We start from the raw sequence: 19,422 nt of genomic DNA on the forward strand, positions 1-19,422 counted from the left end.
GGAAATTTTAATGGGAAATTAGTAATATATTATATTGAAAGGAGAGAGTGTCTTATGAAAAAAGGTGATCGTAACAATCGGGATCATCATTTTACTCGTTGGAGCGTTCGTATTTTACAACAAACTCTATCTTCCTCAACTCCCAATAGAACATATAAGTAAAAAAACAGTGATAGAAAAAGTAAATGATTCCGAGACACGAATGGTTAAATTGTCGAACAAAAACGGTCAAGAATGGTATGGAATAAAGGGAAATATATCCGCAGCTGATGAAATGATTAAAGAAATGCTTGATCAAAATGGTTGGATTTTTAAACAAAAGGAGGGGAATGGCCTCTTCTTTGAAAGACATGGCGAAAGCTTGATTGTGTCGACACAAATGTGGACTGGAGACTATGTGTTAGTGAAAATCCCCGCCAATTTTAACGAATAAGCAATAGTAAAAACCCTTCCAACCATTAAAGTTAGAAGGGTTTGCATGTTGTTTAGATGATTATTTTTGTGATGTAACTTGCACTTTTGCTAAACGATCAACAGCTTCTTGCAACAATTCTTTTGGTTGTACTAAGGCTAAACGTAAATAGCCTTGTCCAGCCGAGCCAAATACTGTACCAGGAACTGTCACGATGCCAGCTTGTTCAATTAGTTTAAAGGCTAGCTCTGTACAGTCAATATCGTACGGATATTTTGCCCAGACGAACATGCCACCTTCAGAAGGAGCTGCATCCCATCCTAATGTATGTAAGCCGTTCATTAATGTTTTATGGCGTTCTGAGAATGTTGCACGTAAGCCTGCTGTAATTTCCTCCGCGTTATCAAGCGCTACGACTGCAGCATCTTGAATTGGTTCGAAAATACCGAAATCTAAATTTGATTTTAATTGTTTTAAGATCGAAATCATCTCAGCGTTACCCGCGATATAAGCGATACGTGTACCAGCAAGGCTAAAGCTTTTCGATAATGAGTTAATTTCCATTCCAACTTCTTTTGCTCCAGGAATGGCTAAGAAGCTAATTGGGGCATCACCAGTAAAGTAGAACTCAGAGTATGCTGCATCATGTAGAACGATGATGTTGTATTTTTTCGCAAAGGCAATGACTTTTTCAAAATAGGCTAATGAAGGCATTGCAGGCACAGGATTACCTGGTAAGTTTAAAATTAATAGTTTTGCTTTTTGCGCAATCTCTTCAGGAACAGCATCTAAGTTTGGTAAATAATCGTTGTCAGCTGTTTGAGGCATATAGTAAGGTGTTGCGCCTGCTAGATGAATTCCTGCATCATAGGCCACGTAAGCTGGGTTTGTGGATAATACGATATCCCCTGGATCACAAAAGGCGATTGGTAAATGTACTAATCCCTCTTGAGAGCCAATCGTTTGAATGATTTCAGAAGCGGGATCTAAATCTACATTGCTACGACGTTTATAATAACGACTAACAGCTTCATAAAAACGTTGCGTGCCTGTTAATGTATAGCCGTAGGATTCTGTTAAACCTGCTCTATACGATAAATGCTCGCGAATTTTAGCGTCTGGGGGAAGGTCAGGGCTACCTAAGCTTAAATCAATCATTTTCATGCCTTTCGCTTCTTGTTGCTTAGCATGATTTTTTAAATCTCCGAAAATTGCTGGTGTAAATAAAGACATTTTTTTAGATGGTACGATTTTCAAACTAGTACACTCCTTATAGTTGTATAACAGAATAGTAGTTCACATTTTATCATACTAAAGCATATAAAGGGAAAGTTATTCTGAAAAAAGAATATATTTCTATAATAAAGAAGATGTGTGCGTAGGCTAGCGGAAATAATTTAACTTCTTTCAGCAAATTGCTGAAAGAAGTTAGAGCCTCCGGCGGATGTCACAGAATCGGAAAGGAGTGCTTTGTGCAGGCACAGAGCCGATTCCGGACGCAATTATGCCGAGGCATAATCGATAATGATGGAAACAATATTATATGACGGAAAAAGTGATACGTTTCTGCTATCATGAAATAGAGAGGAGCTGACAGTCATGAATGTTTATTCTTTAAGTGGTCCAAGTGGAACAGGGAAAAGTACAAGTGCACTAGTTTTCGCCCATAAAATCGGGGTAGAGGCTCTTATTGATGATGGTCTTCTCATTGTAAGTGGTGTGAAAGTAGCTGGAATCTCCGCAAAATTTGAGAAAAATACGATCACAGCCGTTCGTCGAGCCATTTTTACAGATGATACACATCGTGATGAAGTAAAAAAAGCACTTGATACATATAAAGTACAGTCAATTTTACTGATCGGCACGTCCGATAAAATGACAAAAACGATAGCTCGACAGCTTGAACTTGGTCCAATCGATACATATTACTATGTTGAGGATGTACGTACTCAAAAGGAAATTGCAAAAGCTCGCTTTATTCGACAGACGCAAGGAAAGCATGTTATGCCAATACCTTACCGTCAAGTCGAACAAAACTTTTTTAAACGCATCGTTCAAAAAGGGATAGAGATTTTTTCTCCAAAGCGTGAAAAAATAGGGGAGACGACAATTGTTCGACCTGATTTTCAACAAGAGTATATCGAAATTGCTAAGCATGTTTATGTGCAGCTACTAACGTATTGCTGTGCAAAGCAAGATATTGTACAGAAAGTCGAGCACGTCCAATTCGTTTTAGGCGATTTAGCGCAAGCTACGATTACATTACAGCTTAAGCTTCCTATTACTTATTCCATACCAGATCGATTGTATGCATTACAAAAAACGATACAGAAGGAATTTCATCAGCATTTTGGGTATGAACTAGATGCAATTCATCTCCACATTAAGTCGGTAGTATTAAAGAGAAAAACCTAAAAAACAGGTACTCCATTCGCAAGAGGGGCGAGCAGAGTACCTGTTTTATTATTTTGATTGACGTGTAAATTGTGGCTGACGTTTTTCTACAAAGGCACGGCAACCTTCTGCAAAATCCTTTCCGACAAACGGTGTTGAACCTTGCCATAATGTTGGTACACTGTCCACACATTCTTGAACAGATTGCTTCACAGCTAGTAAAGATTCAGGTGACATGCCTGCAACAAGCTTACCCATGCGAATCATGTATTTATTTAAGTCTTTTTCAGCTACTAAATAGTTAAGCATACCAAGCTTAAAGGCTTCTTCAGCTTTAAACATACGACCTGTAAACACTAAATCCTTTGTTGTAGAAGGGCCAACAAGTTGAACTAAACGCTGTGCAAATTTGTTATTTAAGGTGATCCCTAATTTACCGACAGGGATACCGAGCTTTGCTTTTTCAGAGCCGATGCGAATATCACAAGCTAATGCAAGCTCTAAGCCAGCACCCATTGCAGGACCATTAATGACGCCAATCGTTGGAATTGGTAACCGCTCAATTGTAGAAATCGTTTTTTCCATATGTACAAACGCTTCTTCGGCTTTTTCAAGGGAAATGGCGTTGAATTCTTTAATATCAGAGCCGGCCGTAAAGTTTTCGCCAGAGCCACGTAAAATCAATACTTTATTTTTCGGATTATCTAATACTTGTAGGGCAATTTTAGCTAATTGATCCCACATATTTGCTGTTAGCGCGTTTTTAGCCTGTGGGCGATGAATCGTTATAATCGCTAGCCCAGCTGTTTCTTGATAAATGATTTTTGCGTCTTCTGCTTCAAGTCGAGTTGTTTTTACTTGCATACTTGAAAAGCCCCCTACATGTTATAGTTGATACTCTTATTATATAACACAAACGGAAATAAACACTAAATTATACGAATTTTCATGTAAATTAGCCTAGTTATACAAGAATAGGGTCATTTTAAAGAAATTGTACTACAACAGAGTGCGGAAAATTACTATTGTAAGAAAACAAAAGATGTGGGACACTGCTATAGGATCATTTGTTTTCTCGTTTTGAAAGAAGCATTTGAACACGAGAAGTGAGATAATGTATAAATACTACAGATTATCCGACAATGTAATTTATATAAATGAATTATAAACTAACGCCCCAAAAATATAGTAAACTTAAACTAATACACGCACAGTTACTAAGGAGGTCGCAAGATGGTCACACTAGTGGAGGCATGGAACAGCTATTTTTTACTTTTAAACTCTTTGAAGAAAAGTGCTGCTACGAAAAAGCAATACAATATAGATGGACAGCAATTTTTAACGTTTGCACATGAAAACAACTACTTGTATGTAGATCATCATGTAAAAGAATTGTTATTTATATATAGTAATTATTTGAAAGAGACCTACACAAATGTCAACACATTTAATCATAAAATTGCTACATTACGAGGCTTTGTAGATTTTGTCTTTTTAAGAGAGTGGGTGGAGCCTTTCGACTATGAGGGCATTTTACAGCCAAAAAAGAGACAGAAAGAGGCTTTGACATTACTGACAAAGCAGCAATTGATGCAAATTGCGAATGTCTGGCCAACTTATTTTCAATACGCTAAAACAACGGAGCATGCTTGGCTAGCAAGACGTAATGGCTGCATTGTCCAAATACTGATGGAAACAGGATGTAAGCCAGCAGAGCTTGTACGTATGAAATGGTCTCATATTCACTTCGACTCATCGCTGATTTACATTGCTAATCAAAATGGTCGTAGAGAAATAAAGCTTTCTTCAATAGTAATGGACATGCTTGCGCACTATAAAGAGGCTACAGAGGAATTACATAAAGAAAAGTTAGGAGAATGGCTTTGGGTTAGCGAGGCTAGTCAATCAAAAGCCATCTCAACAAAAACAATTGAGCGAATTTTCCAAACGATATCAAAGGATATCGGCACAAATGTGAGAGCCACGGATTTGCGCTATACCGTCATGCAAAAGGCATTTCAAAGTGAAAAAACAGTCGAAAATATTCAGGAAAAAATGGGCTATGTACGAAAATGGGTGCTTACTGAAAGACAGGGGCGTTTTGAATAAGATGGATTTTCATTTAGTGTCAATTATTTTGTAATTGCAGATGAGGTGGTATTTTTTGGGGGGAGAAAAATTAACATCTAACGTTTAAAATATGCACCTTTCATTATTCCTAAAATAGCTCATGAATTAATGTACTTAAAGTAGAAAATAGGCAATACATTTTCATATTAGTTTCGGTGAACCGTATCATAAATAAGTGCGGTTTTATAATTGATAAAAAGAAATAACAGATTATAAGTCGCGCCTTGAGTAAAATACAACCTTTATGGGAATTTTGAAATTTGTTATGATAAAGAAAATGTAAAATAAATGATATAAAGTCGACGAAATAGATTAGCCTCGTTACATCCAAACAATATCATTTGTTATAAAGACTTTTAGTTGAAACCTAATTTTGTCTATGAAAAATTCTGCATTTTTATTTTGCAATACACAAATGTAGCTTATAAATCAAATTTTCTATATGAATACTAAGGGAGGTAGAACATGAATGGAAGAAAAGATATTTTAAATGCTTGGATTACGATAGAGCAACTATCAGAAGGTTCTATTAATAAAAAAGATAAATCGCTAAAGCCTTTACATACTACAAAGGAGGAGGACTGGAATAAGTTTTTTTCAGACTTTTTAACTAAACAAAAAGAACAACAAAATGTATCAGATAAGTCCTTTAAGAAGTCGGGCTTAGTATTATATTTTGATATTTTCAATTTTCAAGAAGTTGTTGCTATATTGAGGGAGAAATACAAGATTGCTAAAACCTATGAAGAAGTTAGTAACTCTGACAAATTCACCTTCTCTTTATATTTTGATAACCAATTAAATTTTATAGCAGACAAATTGTTCTTTACGATGAGCGGTTATATCCACGAACATGGTGATTTACCGAAAGATTTTCTAAAAGTTGAGAACTCATTTAGAGAAGATTTGAACAGGAAATTTGATGAGGACTTTAATATCACAATGTCTGAACTTTTACAAAAGTATAATGTTTCCACAGAAAACTTTCGCTATAAATTTGTGAAAAATTTGGATAATGGAGATGTAAATCTACATTCGTTCTTTATAGAAGATCTGAAAAAAGCAAAGACAATCACTAATAAAAATTTGGATCGATATTTTAATGGCTTTTCTGGAGATAGGAAAAATCTAGATAGCAATAAAGAATCAGAAAATTTTAACTTACATATTTTCGAGACAATTGCTTTACAACCTAAACTTTATCCGTTAGGACGTTTCCCAAGTAATCCTGAAAATCCACTTTCATTCATGCAACAGGTAGCAGTAAACCTAGCTTTAAATGATAAAAATGATATTCGTAGTGTTAATGGGCCGCCAGGAACAGGGAAAACAACACTGTTGAAAGATATCTTTGCTGATTTAGTAGTACAACAGGCAGCGTTAATTTCACAGCTTTCTAATAAAAATATTCAAGGTAGTCTAGTTTATTGGAAAAATGCTAAACTTGGCGTTTTACCGCAATCCATTTCAGATAAAAACATTATTGTTGCAAGTTCAAACAATGGGGCAGTCCAAAATATTGTTAAGGAGTTACCAAAGAAAGAAAAGATTGCTAAAGATTTTCAAAATCAACTAGTGCAAGCGAATTATTTCAAAGATATTTCTAATTCTAAATTAACCGGTGAAGGTTTCGGAAAGAATCGTAACATTATAAGTGAGCTTTTAAATGAAGAAAATTGGGGTACATTCTCGTTAGAAGGTGGAGCGTCAACAAACATTAACAAATTACTTTTAAACATTGAAGTAATTGAAAAAGATTTAGCAGAAAATTATCATGCGAATACAGGTGTATATCAAGAATTCTCACGTCTCTATGATGAGTTAAAAATTGAAAGAGAAAAAATGCAAGAATATAGTGAAAAAATGTATTCTCTTCGAAAATTAAAAACCAAGCATAAGAAGCAATTCATTACTTTTGAACAAGAAGAAAAGAAGAAACGAACAAATTTAATTTCACAGGAAAAAGAAGCGAAGTGTGAACTTGAAAGACTGAGACAAGAAAGCGTAAATCTGCAAAAAAATTTATCGAATGCTTCTATTGAAATTGAAAATTTAACTAATGTACAAGTTCAAGCAGAAAGGAATTATGATGTAGTTACTTCACAAAAGCCAAGTTTTTTATGGTTTCAGAAAATATTTAATAAATCAAAAATCGAGCAGTATTTCAAGAATCTCAATAGTGCGAATGACTATTTAAATCAACTTTCTCAACAAAAAACTAAATTGTTGAATGACCGCATGCAACTCGAAAATGGGTTAAAGGAAAATGTTACAAAAAGTGAGTATGCTCAAAAACAAATTCAGGACACAAAAGCTGACTTCGATCGATGGATGACTACTCAAAAAAATGATTTAAAAAAATTGGAACAAGAAATTGTGTTATTGGAAAAACTTAAATTTCAAAGTGGTATAAAGGAACTGGATTTTTCACTATCATATGATGAACTTCAAAAGTCTAATCCATGGTTTACAGAGCAGTTCCGTATTTTACAATCAGAGTTATTTATTTCTGCCTTAAAAGTTAGAAAGCAATTCCTGTATGAAAACAGAAAGAGTTTGAAAGCGGCAAGGATTATTTGGAATAAACAGTCTGAATACATAGGAAAAGAGAATGGACATCAGTTAATTTCAGAATCATGGCAATGGTTGAATTTCACAATCCCTATTGTCAGCACTACTTTTGCGAGTTTTGGTCGTATGTTTAAAAATCTTAATGAAAATTCAATAGGTAATCTATTCATAGATGAGGCTGGTCAAGCACTACCGCAAGCTAGTGTTGGCGCAATTTATAGAAGTAAAAAGGTTATGGTTGTTGGGGATCCCTCACAAATAAAACCAGTAATGACGTTAGACTCAAATGTTCTGAATTTGATTGGAAGATATTACGAAGTTGATGAAAAATTTGTCTCTGCTGATGCATCTACTCAAACAATTGTGGATGCCGCAAGCCAGTATGGTTTCCAAAAAAATGATGATGAATGGATTGGTATACCACTTTGGGTGCACAGACGTTCGAACTATCCGATGTTTACGATTTCAAATGAACTATCGTATGATGGGCTGATGGTACAAGGTAAAACAGAAGATGAGTCACAAGGAAAATCACAATGGTATAATTCAACCGGAAAAGCAAATGACAAATTTGTTAAAGAACAAGCTGACTTACTGAAAAGTCTGATTGAAAAACGTTTGCAGGAAAATCCACATTTAGTGGACGAAATCTATGTTATATCCCCATTTAGAAATGTAGCTTATAATCTTGCACGAGTTTTAGATGAAATTAACTTCACGAAACGAGAAAATGGGAAAACAACGAATGTTGGAACTGTTCATACTTTTCAAGGGAAAGAAGCAAAAATTGTCTATTTCGTTCTTGGAGCTGACTCTAATAGCAGTGGGGCAGCAGAATGGGCTGTTTCTAATCCAAATATGATGAATGTTGCAGCTACACGAGCTAAAGAAGAATTTTATGTAATTGGCGATAAGAAATTGTATGCATCACTTGGTAGTGAAGTGGCAAATAAAACGATTTCGATTATTGACGACTATAATAAGTAATCCAATGAATATTTAATTTGCAAATTAATACTGGTGTAGAATTAGTTATTATTTTAAACATATGGAGTTGGATAAGGTAGTTGTTTTCGAATTAAATTCTGTATATCTATCATCTTCTTACAGCGAATTTAATATAGAAATGACAATGTTACTTGAAACTGATAAAATCTTTAGTCAATAATATAAGAGTACGAACCAGATGCACGACTTTTCTTAGATCCAACTTCGAAAGTAAGTAGTCAAGTTGAAACATTCTCTCAATTCTATTTTTGAGATAAAGTAACAGCAAAATCTAAATCAGTTACAGGTACAACTGAAAAAGATGCTACTGTACAAGTTTATAACGGGCAAACATTATTAGGGGAAGCAAAAGCAAATTCAAAAGGGAAATTCACTGTGAAGATTAAAGCCCAAAAAGCTGGCACTAACCTAACTGTTGTGGCTAAAGATAAGGCTGGAAACAAAATTGAATCAGCTGTCATAGAAATTGTATCTAAATAACAAATACTTATATTTATTGTGCATGATAAAAATAAAAAGGGCTGTCATAAAGTGACTTTTGTGACAGCCCTTATTCTATCTCATAGTTTTCCATAAGATTGGATTTATAACGTAGTATTAATAGATATTCAACAACTTGAACAATAGATAAAAATGCATATTGAAGTATCGCTTAGATTGGACTCTAATAATTGAAGGAGACAGAAATAAAATAATTAGATTAGACATCTCACGGAGGAACGTATCATAAATAAGTGTAGTTTAAATCCAATCATTGAATAACTTTTATTAAAAGTCAAGAGTTAAAGTAATTCACTTGTTACATCAGTATTCTTTATTAAATGTGCAACATTATAATGAGTTATTTAAAAGCTGAACTAATTTTTCTATTAGTTCAGCTTTTATTTGTGATTCAAATTATAATTAGAAATATTTGAGAAATGAAAGTGTATTATAATTGAGATGCTAAATTGTACCTTGTTCAACGTAAGCCCGAAATATAAAAAATATGCGCACCTTTCCGGACCGCACAACGAATGTCCATCTATCTGAAATTTTTTCGAATAGATGGCTATTTTGTACATGTGGCTTGGATATTTTTCGACCAAGGCATGTATTTATTTAAAATTTGGGGTTGCTGATGGATCGGTAAATTCGGCAGCTCCATCCTTAGTTTAACTAAATATTGATAGAAATCGATACCATTCGCTTTTGCTGTTTCAGCCAGACTAAAGCAGTGCATTCGCTTTAGCACCAGCTTCACCCACAGAAAAACGCCAGTTCTTTCGGCCAATCACATTAGGACGAATCGGATTTTCAGCTGGATTATTATCAATTCCAATCCGACCATCGAACAGAGAAACTTTTAACCCATGTACACGATTTAATGCGTTTTTAGAAACTTTATCCAATTTGTTTTTTTCCGAAGAATGGCGATTTATCTACCCATTCCTGAAACTTTTCGACAATCGGTTTTGATTGCTTTTGCTGTGCTTTACGACGCTTTCCCGGTGAGAGATGCTTATATTGCCGTTCTAAGCGATACAGTTGATCACAGTAATCCAAGCCGATTTTCCCATTTTTGCTATCGGCTTTCAGCCAATAACGTCGTATATGCGCCCAACAATTAGCGAATGAAATATTAGATAGCTTACCGTATGCTTATAAAATGCTATTTTTATCGCAATTATTGTCGAAATAATGTCGAAGAATGTAAAAAAAAAATACAGTATTATAAATATCACTACTCATGATGATCTTATCTGTGTATAGTTGCATAAGATAAAATGAATAATATTCTACGATAGATGAAGGGGATTACTTTTAAATGGGAAAGAAAATTGCATGGGTTACAGATACAGCAGCATTGTTAGATGAAAAGTTCATACAGGACAATCAAATTCACGTATTACCACTTAATATAGTGTTCGAAGAAGGGGCTTTACGCGAAACTGTTGATATGACACATGATCAGTTTTACGAAAAGTTACGAAATGCTAAAAAAAATCCAAAGACATCACAACCTGCTATTGGTGAAGTTGTAGACTTATATAAATCATTAAAAGAACAAGGGTATACATGTGCAATTGCAATTCATACCTCTCAACATCTTTCGGGCACTTATCAAAGCACTTTCACAGCAGCTGGTCAAGCTGAATTTGAAGTATATCCAGTGGATTCAAAAATCGGGTCATTTCCGATGATGAAAATGATTAAACTCGGTCAGCAGTTAGAGCGTGAAGGTTTTGAACCTGGCTATATTGTTGAAAGAATCAATGAGATGGCAGATAACAGTGAGCTTTCATTTATTCCGGCTAACTTATCACAATTACATAAAAGTGGTCGAGTTTCAGGGACTCAAGCATTTTTAAGTAACTTGTTGAATATTAAAGTTGTCATATCATTTGAAGATGGGAAGCCCGTTATGAAAGAAAAAGTACGCGCTACGACTAGAGCTAAAACATATGTACAAAATGTTTTAAATACAGATCTAGAAAAAAGTATTATCCCTGAAGTTGCAATTATTCACTGTAATGATGAAGAAGGCGCAACCGCTTGGAAAAAAGCTTTAGAGAACGAATATCCGCTCATAAACTTCTCCGTATTACCACTAAGTGCTTGTGTAGCGGTTCATGCAGGTGAAGGAACGCTTGGTTTAAGTTGGGTACGTCTACCAGAGCTTGCACCACTTAAGAAAAAGAAAGCTGAATTAGTTACTATATAAACATAATTGTAATCTAAATTATTGTAGGTACATGAAGTTGCGAAATTCCTATAAACCAACTATTATACAGTCAGAGAGCATTTTAGCTTAAGTAAACTGGCAGATGTAACGTTATTTTTTGAATGATAGCAGTGTTTTCATTCAGGTATGGGGGACTGGCTGTTAAATTTTGTTTGAATACGGATATTGTTATTATAGGTATTTTAGTCTTCGACGATTTGAATCATATGCGCATTTGTCGTGCGGTAGATTCCGTTGAGATAGAACGTTTCAATTGGGGAATTATCAGTGGGCGTGCCTTTGCGGGACATGCTTAGGGTAATTCCTTTTTCTTTGACTGATTTTTGATACGCATATGATGTGTACACAGAACCTTGATCGCTATGCAAGATGCAGCCTTGCGGTAGAATTGATATAAAGTATCCAGAACGAATGACGTATCTTGTGTAGAATCAATTGTTTGCGCTACAATTTCTCCGATATAGAGTAAGCCCAAAATATAAAAAAAAGCGCACCTTTTCGGTACACACGACGAATGGCCATCTATCCTAATTTTTTTCGGATAGATGGCTAGTTTGTACATGTGGCTTGGATTTTTTTCGACCAAGGCATGTAATTATTTAAAATCTCTGGCTGCTGGTGAATCGGTAAATTTGGCAATTCTGTCATTAACGTCACTAGGTATTGATAGAAATCGATGCCGTTTGCTTTTGCCGTTTCAGCCAAACTTAAACAGATGGCATTCGCTTTAGCGCCTGCTTCACTAACAGAGAAAAGCCAGTTCTTACGACCAATCACATTTGGACGAATCGCATTTTCAGCCGGATTATTATCGATTTCAATCCTACCGTCGAACAGAAAAGCTTTTAATCCATGTACACGATTTAATGTGTATTCCGTAACTTTGGCTAAGGCATTTTTTCCGAAGAAAGGTGATTCATCCACCCATTTTAAGAATTTCTCTACAATCGGCTTTGAATGTTTTTGCCGTGATTTTCGGCGTTTACCTGGTGAAAGATGCTTGAATTGTCGTTCTAGGTGATACAGTTGATCACAGTAATCCACGCCAATTTGCCCGTTTTTGCTAGAACTGTAGGTCCCGCAATGCTTCGCTGAATGGCAGCTTGTGGGGCTTTCCCACGTTTCATTTGTGCTTTTTGTGTGGCATCCATTTTACAGTGCTTGCACTCGTAGGCATGTTCAATATGCTGGATGCGCATCATTTTTGCAGGAATGAATTTTGCTTCTTCACGCGCAATAGTTGTACCGGCTTCGGTCATTTGGCCAAGGCAACAGTCGCATTGTGTATTGGTGGGGTGATGATGAATTTCTTCTATTTCAATCCCTTCATGAAAAGAATCATTCCGTTTTTTCTTATGTAGTTTACGGTTAACAGTGTAAGTAATCGTCGCTGTGCTTTGTTCTTCTGTGTGCTCAGATTCGTTAAAAGACGGATCGTCATCGAATAAAGAACCTTGTCCGTCTGGTGCTTGATACTTTGATTTTTCCGATTTTGAACCGTATAAAGCCTTGGTTAATTGGCGAACTTGTTCAGTCAATGCTTCGATTTGTCGATTTGACTGAGCTAATTGTTGCTCAAGCATTCGAATTAATCGTTCATTTTGATTTTCTCGCTTAGGAACGTTCGTCAAATCATTCACCACATTTCCGTTCAGTATAGTTGTGGATTATTATACCATCTTAATAGGTGGGTTTAAAAGACACCTTTTGCAGATTTCATAATCGCTTTTGGTTGCTGAAGCGATAAATCTTCTAAAAGCCAGCGAAGTTCCTTTTGTGAAAGGTTACGTACTTCCTTTTCATCTTTGGGCCATTGCAGTTTGCCATTATCTAATCGTTTATAAAGTATGGCGAAGCCATCTCCATCAAAATACAAACATTTATAATGGTCTTTACTCGTTCCTGAAAATAAGAAGATGGAATCACTATATGGATCAAGTTTAAAAGAATCCTGAATGAGTGCTGCGAGACCGTCAATACCTTTACGCATATCGGTCTTACCGCAAATAATGTAGATGTTCTGCACGCTCGTAAAATCTTGCTTCATTGATTATTCAACTCCTTCAGGATCGTTTGGATGATGCGCTCATCTACGCCATTAAAGAAGGAAATTTCAGCACTAGTTGTTTTAATGATGCAGCTCGGCTCAGGAGAGTTTTGTGGTGAAGTTGTTGATGAAGAGTTGTCAGTGATCGGATCTAGTGTCACAGAGACAATTGTTAGTTTGGTAGTTGACATAAAGAAGCACCTCCTCTAATTGATACATTTATCGTACCGGAGATGCCTGGTTATTTATATGCGTTATTTGATTACGGGCTTACTGTTCAACTCCCATGAAAGAACTTAATCATCTTTCATCATCTGTGGTGTAGCGCTGGTTTTTGCGCTACATGGATCTAACGGAGCAGTTTAGTTGAATAAGAATTTATAGTAAAATATTACTTAATAGAAGTTTGGAGGTATTTTATGGAATCACTCATTTATGCTTTGTTTGGATTTTTAGTTTGTATGTGTATTGGTTCGATACTTAATATACTGCTTAAGACGACTCAAAAACGAGATTGGCATTTTCCCTAATCAACACGTGTGTTAAAATATATCTTTATAGAAAAAGTAAATTAATATAGCCATGATTTTAATTAATATAACAAAAAACCGCACTTACACTAGTTATGGTGAACCGTACCACAAGTAAGTGAGATTCTATTTATTTAATGGAGCGTTGATTAAATAGAAAAAATAGACCTAATAGTATGAACTAAAAGAAGAGAGTCAGTTCTTTATGGACTAACTCTCTTCTTTTAGTTCATATGCAGTTTGCAAGGAAAAAAAAATCTCTACTTAATTGAAATGGGTGAATTCAATTGTAAAGTAGAGAAATAGACGTGAGAGATAGAGCCATTTCGTTAAACAAGAAATGAATAATTTGAACGAACGAATATTATTTTTCATAGGAATGATTAGGACAAAGTGGCCATATATATAGATTGTATGAATTTATGATATAGGGGAGGAATTGCAAGTGTTTGGAAATAGAGCTGTGGCCTATATGGGCTCCGGAAAAGTAGAAGTGCAAGATATTGGTTTTCCAGATTTGGTTTTACGAGATGGACCAGGGGTAAATCCACTTAATGTAGGACGCAAATGTGATCATGGTGTTATTTTAAAGGTAGTAACAACTAATATTTGTGGAAGCGATCAGCATATGGTGAGGGGGAGAACTACAGCTCCGACAGGATTAGTTCTAGGCCACGAGATTACAGGAGAAGTGATTGAAGTAGGCCGAGATGTTGAATTTATTAAAAAAGGTGATTTAGTTTCTGTTCCATTTAATATAGCTTGCGGTCGGTGCCGTAGCTGCAAGGAGCGGAATACTCATATTTGTGAGAATGTAAATCCAGATCGTCCTGGTTCAGCATATGGCTATGTCGATATGGGAGGATGGGTTGGAGGTCAATCTGAGTATGTAATGGTGCCATATGCCGACTTCCAATTATTAAAATTTCCTGATAAAGACCAAGCAATGGAGAAAATTAGAGATTTAACAATGCTTTCAGATATATTTCCAACTGGATATCATGGTGCCGTAAGTGCAGGTGTGAAACCGGGATCAACTGTGTATATTGCAGGTGCAGGTCCAGTTGGTCTCGCTGCTGCTCATTCAGCTCAGTTACTAGGAGCCGCTGTAGTAATTGTAGGAGATTTAAATGAAGAAAGGTTAGCTCAAGCTAGAAGCTTTGGTTGCGAAACAGTTAATTTACGAAATCATTCAAACCTAGGAGAGCAAATCGACCAAATACTTGGAGCACCTGAAGTAGATTGTGCTGTAGATTGTGTAGGATTTGAAGCATCTGCACATGGAGCTAATGCAGTTGAAGCACCTGCTACTGTTTTAAATTCTATTATGCAAATAACACGTGCTGGAGGACGTTTAGGTATACCGGGTCTTTACGTAACCGGGGATCCTGGTGGAATTGATGAGGATGCAAAAATTGGTACGTTAAAAATTCGTCTTGGCTTAGGATGGGCTAAAGCACATACTTTTGTAACTGGTCAAACACCTGTTATGAAATATCATCGCGATTTAATGGCGGCAATTTTGAGTGGGAGAGCTCAAATTGCGAAAGCTGTTAATGCTACAGTAATATCATTAGACGAAGCTCCAAATGCATATCAAGATTTTGATAAAGGGGCTGCCAGAAAATTCGTCATCGACCCACACGGTCTAGTAAAGTAAGAGATTTCTACAGGGGTTAAATTGAAATAAGCATAAAGGACAAACCTTTGGCTACTTTTCAATAAGAACTAGATAGCATGCTGATATTCTAAGGAGACTTTGAACTTCATTTCTCAAAGTCTCCTTTTTTTCGTTGCTTATTTACCACAAGTATATTTGTATTCAGGTTGTGTCTGAATGAAGAAACCACTTCGAACTTGTCCTGTCCGGTTTTGTAAGGATTCGTACCATTGTACGCTATCAAAAAAGTCATCTACTGTTGTAGTATTTGAAAACCAGATAAGTGGAGTGAAAGAAACAAGCTGTCCAGCATCTCCCTAAACACCGCCAGCCGGAATAGTACTTTGTTTAACCAGCAGTAAAGGAAGCCCATATTAGAAAGCCAAAGAAGGTTCAATTTGTAGGAATGGTAAATATGATTCACCTTGAGGAGTAAAAGTTAATAGGTTTTAGTAGAGCGGCTGCACAGCCATAGCTTAACTTATGGCTTGTAGTTAATAATCGTGTAGAAATCGAAGATGAAGATTGGTCGAAAAATATTGAAGTTAAACAAGTACTTGATGGATTAAATTCAATAAATTCTTTACTTACTATTTAACTTATACTTTTTTAATATTATAATACTCTGTGTATTTGATTGATTATCATTATCTTGTAGCTTGTGTTGATTTTAAAAGAAGAGACGAAACTAGCTTTTCAATGGATTCTAATAAAATCAACCATAGTGTTTAACAGAGCCTATAGTTTTTACATCCCAGCGAGTTAATCAGCGAATTGATTTTAAAAGAAAATATACCGAACCTCATTTAGATACATTACGGGGAACCGTATCATATGTAAGTGCGTTTTCTCTGTAAAAAAACAATAAGCCCATTTAAGATATAGCAGTCTTGAATAGGCTTTATTTCTATGTTACAAGTAAGAGAGTTATTTATATGGTGAATATATATATAGAAAATATTTTTCTCCTAGGCAAATTTCATTAAATATTATACATATAAAACACACTTCTGTAATTATTATCTATGATAAAAATGATTTTAGTAATATGCTATTAAAAAGGAGGCGTAGTATGAAGCAACTTTTTATAAAGCAGAAGGTATTCAGTTTAAGTGGAAAATTTACGGTAAAGGATCAGCAGGAGAAGGATGTTTATTACGTGGAGGGCAGTTTTATGCAAATTCCAAAAACGTTCTCCATTATGAATGCAGCAAGAGATAAGGTCGCGCTTATTACGAAAAAGGTGTTCAGCTTTTTACCGAAGTTTTTTGTTGAAGTAAACGGTCAAGAGGTGTTAACGATTAAGAAGGAGTTTTCTTTCTTTAAAGCACGCTATACAATTGATGCGGCAGGCATTGAGGTAGAAGGTAACTGGTGGGATATGGATTTTCAAATCTTACAGCATGGTGAAGTCGTCGGTAAAGTGAATAAGGAGTGGTTCACTTGGGGCGATAGCTACAAGGTACAAATATTGAATGAAGAGATGGAAGCTATCATTATTGCGCTCGTTGTCGCAATTGATTGTGTAAAGGCTGACCACGCTGCTGCTTCCTCAGCAGCGGCGACTTAACGTAGGGACGTACTATATAAAATGCTTAGAGGTTTTCTTTAGAAATTCAAATTTTAGAATAATATTAAAAAGTGGGGAATCTTGAAATAATTCCCTGCTTTTTATTATGGAATTTTTATGTGAAGACCTTAAAGTATAAAAAGATAAACTATAGCAGGCTAAATCGATTTTTGTTTATACTTACTACTTTTATAATAAAATTGAATTTAGGGAAAGAAACTTATAAATAAATAGAATGTAGTATGTTTGATATGGCGTACTATTTAATTTTTTTGAAAATATTTCACAAATTTTCTAATAATTATGAGAATTAATTTAATTTTGAGCGATGTTTTAAGTGTAGGGGCTCTTATGTTTTAAGAAAGGGTGTTTGTATGAGGATAACTAATGAAAACTTTATAAAGTATCTTAAGAAAAAGCGAGAAGAAGCACTTCAATATGTAATCGACGAGTATGTCGGAATCGTAAAAGCAGTTATATATAATGCTTTAAAATCTTACAATGATCCACAAATGATAGAAGAATGTATAAGTGATACATTTTTGGGAGCTTTCGAAAATGCTAAGCAATTTGAAGGAGATAAAGAGGATTTTAGAAAATGGATTTGCACAATAGCAAAATATAAAGCAATCAATAAACAAAGAAAGTTATCTAAATCGCCATTGTTTTATGAGATAGATGAAAAAAGTGAGGCGGTAATATCAGCTGAAGAAGAGTTTTTGATAAAGATTTCTACAGAAGAATTATTAAAAATGATGAGCCAATTAGACCAATTAGACCGTGATATTTTTACGATGAAATACTTTTTAAATATGAGAAATGAAGAAATTGCTGAGCATCACGGTTTGACAAAGGCTGCTATTGATAATCGATTGTATCGTGGGAAAAAACGGTTACAACAGATTCGATTAGGGGGAAGTGTGACATGAAAAAGTTATATAAACAATTTAATCACTTAAAAATCGACATGAATATGGACCCGATGGAAGTGAGTACTCTTGAAAAAGAGAGAATTAAAAGAAAAGTAATGAAAGTAAATAAGAAAAAGCATTTAACAAGAAGTTTTGTGGCTGCAGCTGTATTTTTAGTTGCTTCAAGTATTTCAATTGGCTACGCATTCCCAACTTTTGCGGCAAACATACCGGTTGTCGGGAATATATTCGGGTTATTCGTTGATGACGAGAAGTATGTATTCGAAAAGCATGATGAATATTCAACAAGTATTGGAACGACTCAAGAAAGTAATGATGTTGAAGTAACTGTAACAGATGCTGTTTACGATGGAGAAAATATTACGATAGCTTACACAATAAAGAGTGAAAAAAAGTTAGGGGAAAGGCCGATCTTAGAGGGTGAAATAACTGCTGATGAATTTGAAAATAGATATGAACATAGTGGATTTGATAATCATTATATTGTCAAAAAAATAAATGACAAAGAGTATGCTGTATTATATATTTACGAGCTCATTAAAGGACCAAAGCCAGAGAAAGTACAAATTACTTTCCAAGGAAATAAAATTGTTGATTTAAATAATGGAAATAATGCAATAGCAGGAGACTGGTCATTTGAATTCACTTTAGCAAAGCTCGCAAGTGAAACTAAAGTATTTGAAAAAGGTAGTATAATAACAGAAGCTGAAGGTACAGAAGTAATCGTTAGAGAAATAACAGAAACACCTGTTTCTACAACACTGAAAATTTCAGAATTAGTAGATATGGCGTCAATAGCTAAAGAGGAAGAAGAGTGGCGTGGCGTATTAATTGAGTACAAGGTGTCCGATGATTTAGGAAATGTGTATAATATTGTTCATCACAGAGGTACAGGACATAGTACAGATTTCAATGACCTAAGCGGGAATCAAGCACGCATTACTACAAATCGTTTTGATGAAAAAGCAACATCGATAATGATTACTCCTGTAGTAGGTATTTACAAAATGAAGGACAGTGATGGTGCACTAGAACTCATTAAAGAACCCTATGCAATTGAACCCATCATAGTTCCTATAAAGTAATACCATAAAAATAAAGGCAGAAATCGAGTGGGATTTCTGCCTTTTAATATATTGTTTTCATGGAATTTGCCTCTATCAGCATCCTAACAAAAACTGAATTATAAGTCTAATTTTATTTTTGTATACATGTGATAATTAATTTGCGCAAATAGTTCATAACGTTATGGTGAAATGAAGGGTAAAATGAAACAGAATATATATGATAACAATACGTTTTTTGAGAAATACCAAGAAATACGAGCACGAGAGTATAATTATAACAATTTACTTAAACAGCCAAACTTTTTCACATTAAAGGGCTGTCATAAAAGTGACTTTTGTGACAGCCCTTATTCTATCTCATAAGAATGGATAAACT

Annotated in this window: 13 protein-coding genes and 4 pseudogenes; 10 read left to right on the plus strand and 7 right to left on the minus strand. The window is 35.1% G+C overall.

Going from position 1 to position 19,422, the window contains the following annotated elements; translation table 11 throughout:
• Positions 1 to 64 precede the first annotated feature (64 nt).
• Positions 65 to 433, plus strand: a complete 369-nt coding sequence (locus ACFCYJ_RS22840; protein ID WP_376077441.1) for a hypothetical protein — start codon at positions 65 to 67, stop codon at positions 431 to 433.
• Positions 434 to 493: 60 nt separating this feature from the next.
• Here ACFCYJ_RS22840 and ACFCYJ_RS22845 read toward each other — a convergent pair whose 3' ends face one another.
• A complete protein-coding gene (locus ACFCYJ_RS22845) occupies positions 494 to 1,669 on the minus strand; it encodes an aminotransferase class I/II-fold pyridoxal phosphate-dependent enzyme (RefSeq protein ID WP_376077444.1) in 1,176 nt (391 codons plus the stop codon).
• Between the two features lie 342 nt (positions 1,670 to 2,011).
• Here ACFCYJ_RS22845 and ACFCYJ_RS22850 point away from each other — a divergent pair, with 342 nt between their 5' ends.
• Positions 2,012 to 2,827, plus strand: a complete 816-nt coding sequence (locus ACFCYJ_RS22850; protein ID WP_376077446.1) for a hypothetical protein — start codon at positions 2,012 to 2,014, stop codon at positions 2,825 to 2,827.
• Positions 2,828 to 2,875: 48 nt separating this feature from the next.
• On the opposite strand, the gene ACFCYJ_RS22855 is transcribed toward ACFCYJ_RS22850, so the two are convergent.
• A complete protein-coding gene (locus ACFCYJ_RS22855; protein WP_376077449.1) occupies positions 2,876 to 3,670 on the minus strand; it encodes an enoyl-CoA hydratase/isomerase family protein in 795 nt (264 codons plus the stop codon).
• Between the two features lie 369 nt (positions 3,671 to 4,039).
• Between ACFCYJ_RS22855 and ACFCYJ_RS22860 the strand changes: the two genes are divergently transcribed.
• The 3 genes and pseudogenes from ACFCYJ_RS22860 to ACFCYJ_RS22870 all read left to right on the plus strand — a co-directional run.
• A complete protein-coding gene (locus ACFCYJ_RS22860; protein ID WP_376077452.1) occupies positions 4,040 to 4,915 on the plus strand; it encodes a tyrosine-type recombinase/integrase in 876 nt (291 codons plus the stop codon).
• A gap of 486 nt (positions 4,916 to 5,401) precedes the next feature.
• Complete coding sequence (locus ACFCYJ_RS22865) at positions 5,402 to 8,494, plus strand: AAA domain-containing protein (RefSeq protein ID WP_376077455.1); 3,093 nt, start codon at positions 5,402 to 5,404, stop codon at positions 8,492 to 8,494.
• A 288-nt stretch (positions 8,495 to 8,782) separates the two neighbouring features.
• Positions 8,783 to 8,995, plus strand: a pseudogene (locus tag ACFCYJ_RS22870) (Ig-like domain-containing protein); the annotation flags it as partial.
• Between the two features lie 571 nt (positions 8,996 to 9,566).
• On the opposite strand, the pseudogene ACFCYJ_RS22880 reads toward ACFCYJ_RS22870, so the two are convergent.
• Positions 9,567 to 10,156, minus strand: a pseudogene (locus tag ACFCYJ_RS22880) (IS66 family transposase); the annotation flags it as partial.
• A 166-nt stretch (positions 10,157 to 10,322) separates the two neighbouring features.
• Here ACFCYJ_RS22880 and ACFCYJ_RS22885 point away from each other — a divergent pair.
• Positions 10,323 to 11,219, plus strand: coding sequence for a DegV family protein (locus ACFCYJ_RS22885; RefSeq protein WP_323646460.1), 897 nt, complete (start codon positions 10,323 to 10,325; stop codon positions 11,217 to 11,219).
• A gap of 206 nt (positions 11,220 to 11,425) precedes the next feature.
• On the opposite strand, the pseudogene ACFCYJ_RS22890 reads toward ACFCYJ_RS22885, so the two are convergent.
• The 4 genes and pseudogenes from ACFCYJ_RS22890 to ACFCYJ_RS22910 form a co-directional block, all read right to left on the minus strand.
• A pseudogene (locus ACFCYJ_RS22890) lies at positions 11,426 to 11,706 on the minus strand (DDE-type integrase/transposase/recombinase); the annotation flags it as partial.
• Positions 11,707 to 11,789: 83 nt separating this feature from the next.
• A pseudogene (locus tag ACFCYJ_RS27495) lies at positions 11,790 to 12,823 on the minus strand (IS66 family transposase).
• Positions 12,824 to 12,933: 110 nt separating this feature from the next.
• Positions 12,934 to 13,287 (minus strand): IS66 family insertion sequence element accessory protein TnpB, encoded by a 354-nt coding sequence (tnpB, locus tag ACFCYJ_RS22905; RefSeq protein ID WP_376077467.1) that lies wholly within the window; start codon positions 13,285 to 13,287, stop codon positions 12,934 to 12,936.
• Positions 13,284 to 13,478 (minus strand): hypothetical protein, encoded by a 195-nt coding sequence (locus tag ACFCYJ_RS22910; RefSeq protein WP_376077470.1) that lies wholly within the window; start codon positions 13,476 to 13,478, stop codon positions 13,284 to 13,286. Before ACFCYJ_RS22910 ends, tnpB begins: the two co-directional genes overlap by 4 nt.
• Positions 13,479 to 14,262: 784 nt before the next feature.
• On the opposite strand from ACFCYJ_RS22910, the gene fdhA reads away from it, so the two are divergent.
• The 4 genes from fdhA (at position 14,263) to ACFCYJ_RS22930 (ending at position 19,064) form a co-directional block, all read left to right on the plus strand.
• Positions 14,263 to 15,477, plus strand: coding sequence for a formaldehyde dehydrogenase, glutathione-independent (fdhA, locus tag ACFCYJ_RS22915; RefSeq protein WP_376077473.1), 1,215 nt, complete (start codon positions 14,263 to 14,265; stop codon positions 15,475 to 15,477).
• A 1,072-nt stretch (positions 15,478 to 16,549) separates the two neighbouring features.
• A complete protein-coding gene (locus tag ACFCYJ_RS22920) occupies positions 16,550 to 17,047 on the plus strand; it encodes an LURP-one-related/scramblase family protein (protein ID WP_376077476.1) in 498 nt (165 codons plus the stop codon).
• A 374-nt stretch (positions 17,048 to 17,421) separates the two neighbouring features.
• Positions 17,422 to 17,976 (plus strand): sigma-70 family RNA polymerase sigma factor, encoded by a 555-nt coding sequence (locus ACFCYJ_RS22925; protein ID WP_376077478.1) that lies wholly within the window; start codon positions 17,422 to 17,424, stop codon positions 17,974 to 17,976.
• On the plus strand, positions 17,973 to 19,064 hold the full coding sequence (locus tag ACFCYJ_RS22930) for a DUF4179 domain-containing protein (RefSeq protein ID WP_376077481.1): 1,092 nt from the start codon (positions 17,973 to 17,975) through the stop codon (positions 19,062 to 19,064). The genes ACFCYJ_RS22925 and ACFCYJ_RS22930 overlap by 4 nt, the downstream gene beginning before the upstream one ends.
• Positions 19,065 to 19,422 lie beyond the last annotated feature (358 nt).

The sequence above is a fragment of the Lysinibacillus sp. NPDC056232 genome (genome assembly GCF_042267565.1).
Lineage (GTDB): Bacteria > Bacillota > Bacilli > Bacillales_A > Planococcaceae > Lysinibacillus.

Bases quoted from the DNA above. Each gene is read 5' to 3' on its own strand.
- ACFCYJ_RS22930 (WP_376077481.1), top strand. From the start codon at position 17,973: ATGAAAAAGTTATATAAACAATTTAATCACTTAAAAATCGACATGAAT.
- ACFCYJ_RS22925 (WP_376077478.1), top strand. From the start codon at position 17,422: ATGAGGATAACTAATGAAAACTTTATAAAGTATCTTAAGAAAAAGCGA.
- ACFCYJ_RS22920 (WP_376077476.1), top strand. From the start codon at position 16,550: ATGAAGCAACTTTTTATAAAGCAGAAGGTATTCAGTTTAAGTGGAAAA.
- ACFCYJ_RS22850 (WP_376077446.1), top strand. From the start codon at position 2,012: ATGAATGTTTATTCTTTAAGTGGTCCAAGTGGAACAGGGAAAAGTACA.
- ACFCYJ_RS22865 (WP_376077455.1), top strand. From the start codon at position 5,402: ATGAATGGAAGAAAAGATATTTTAAATGCTTGGATTACGATAGAGCAA.
- ACFCYJ_RS22885 (WP_323646460.1), top strand. From the start codon at position 10,323: ATGGGAAAGAAAATTGCATGGGTTACAGATACAGCAGCATTGTTAGAT.
- ACFCYJ_RS22860 (WP_376077452.1), top strand. From the start codon at position 4,040: ATGGTCACACTAGTGGAGGCATGGAACAGCTATTTTTTACTTTTAAAC.
- tnpB (WP_376077467.1), bottom strand. From the start codon at position 13,287: ATGAAGCAAGATTTTACGAGCGTGCAGAACATCTACATTATTTGCGGT.
- ACFCYJ_RS22855 (WP_376077449.1), bottom strand. From the start codon at position 3,670: ATGCAAGTAAAAACAACTCGACTTGAAGCAGAAGACGCAAAAATCATT.
- ACFCYJ_RS22910 (WP_376077470.1), bottom strand. From the start codon at position 13,478: ATGTCAACTACCAAACTAACAATTGTCTCTGTGACACTAGATCCGATC.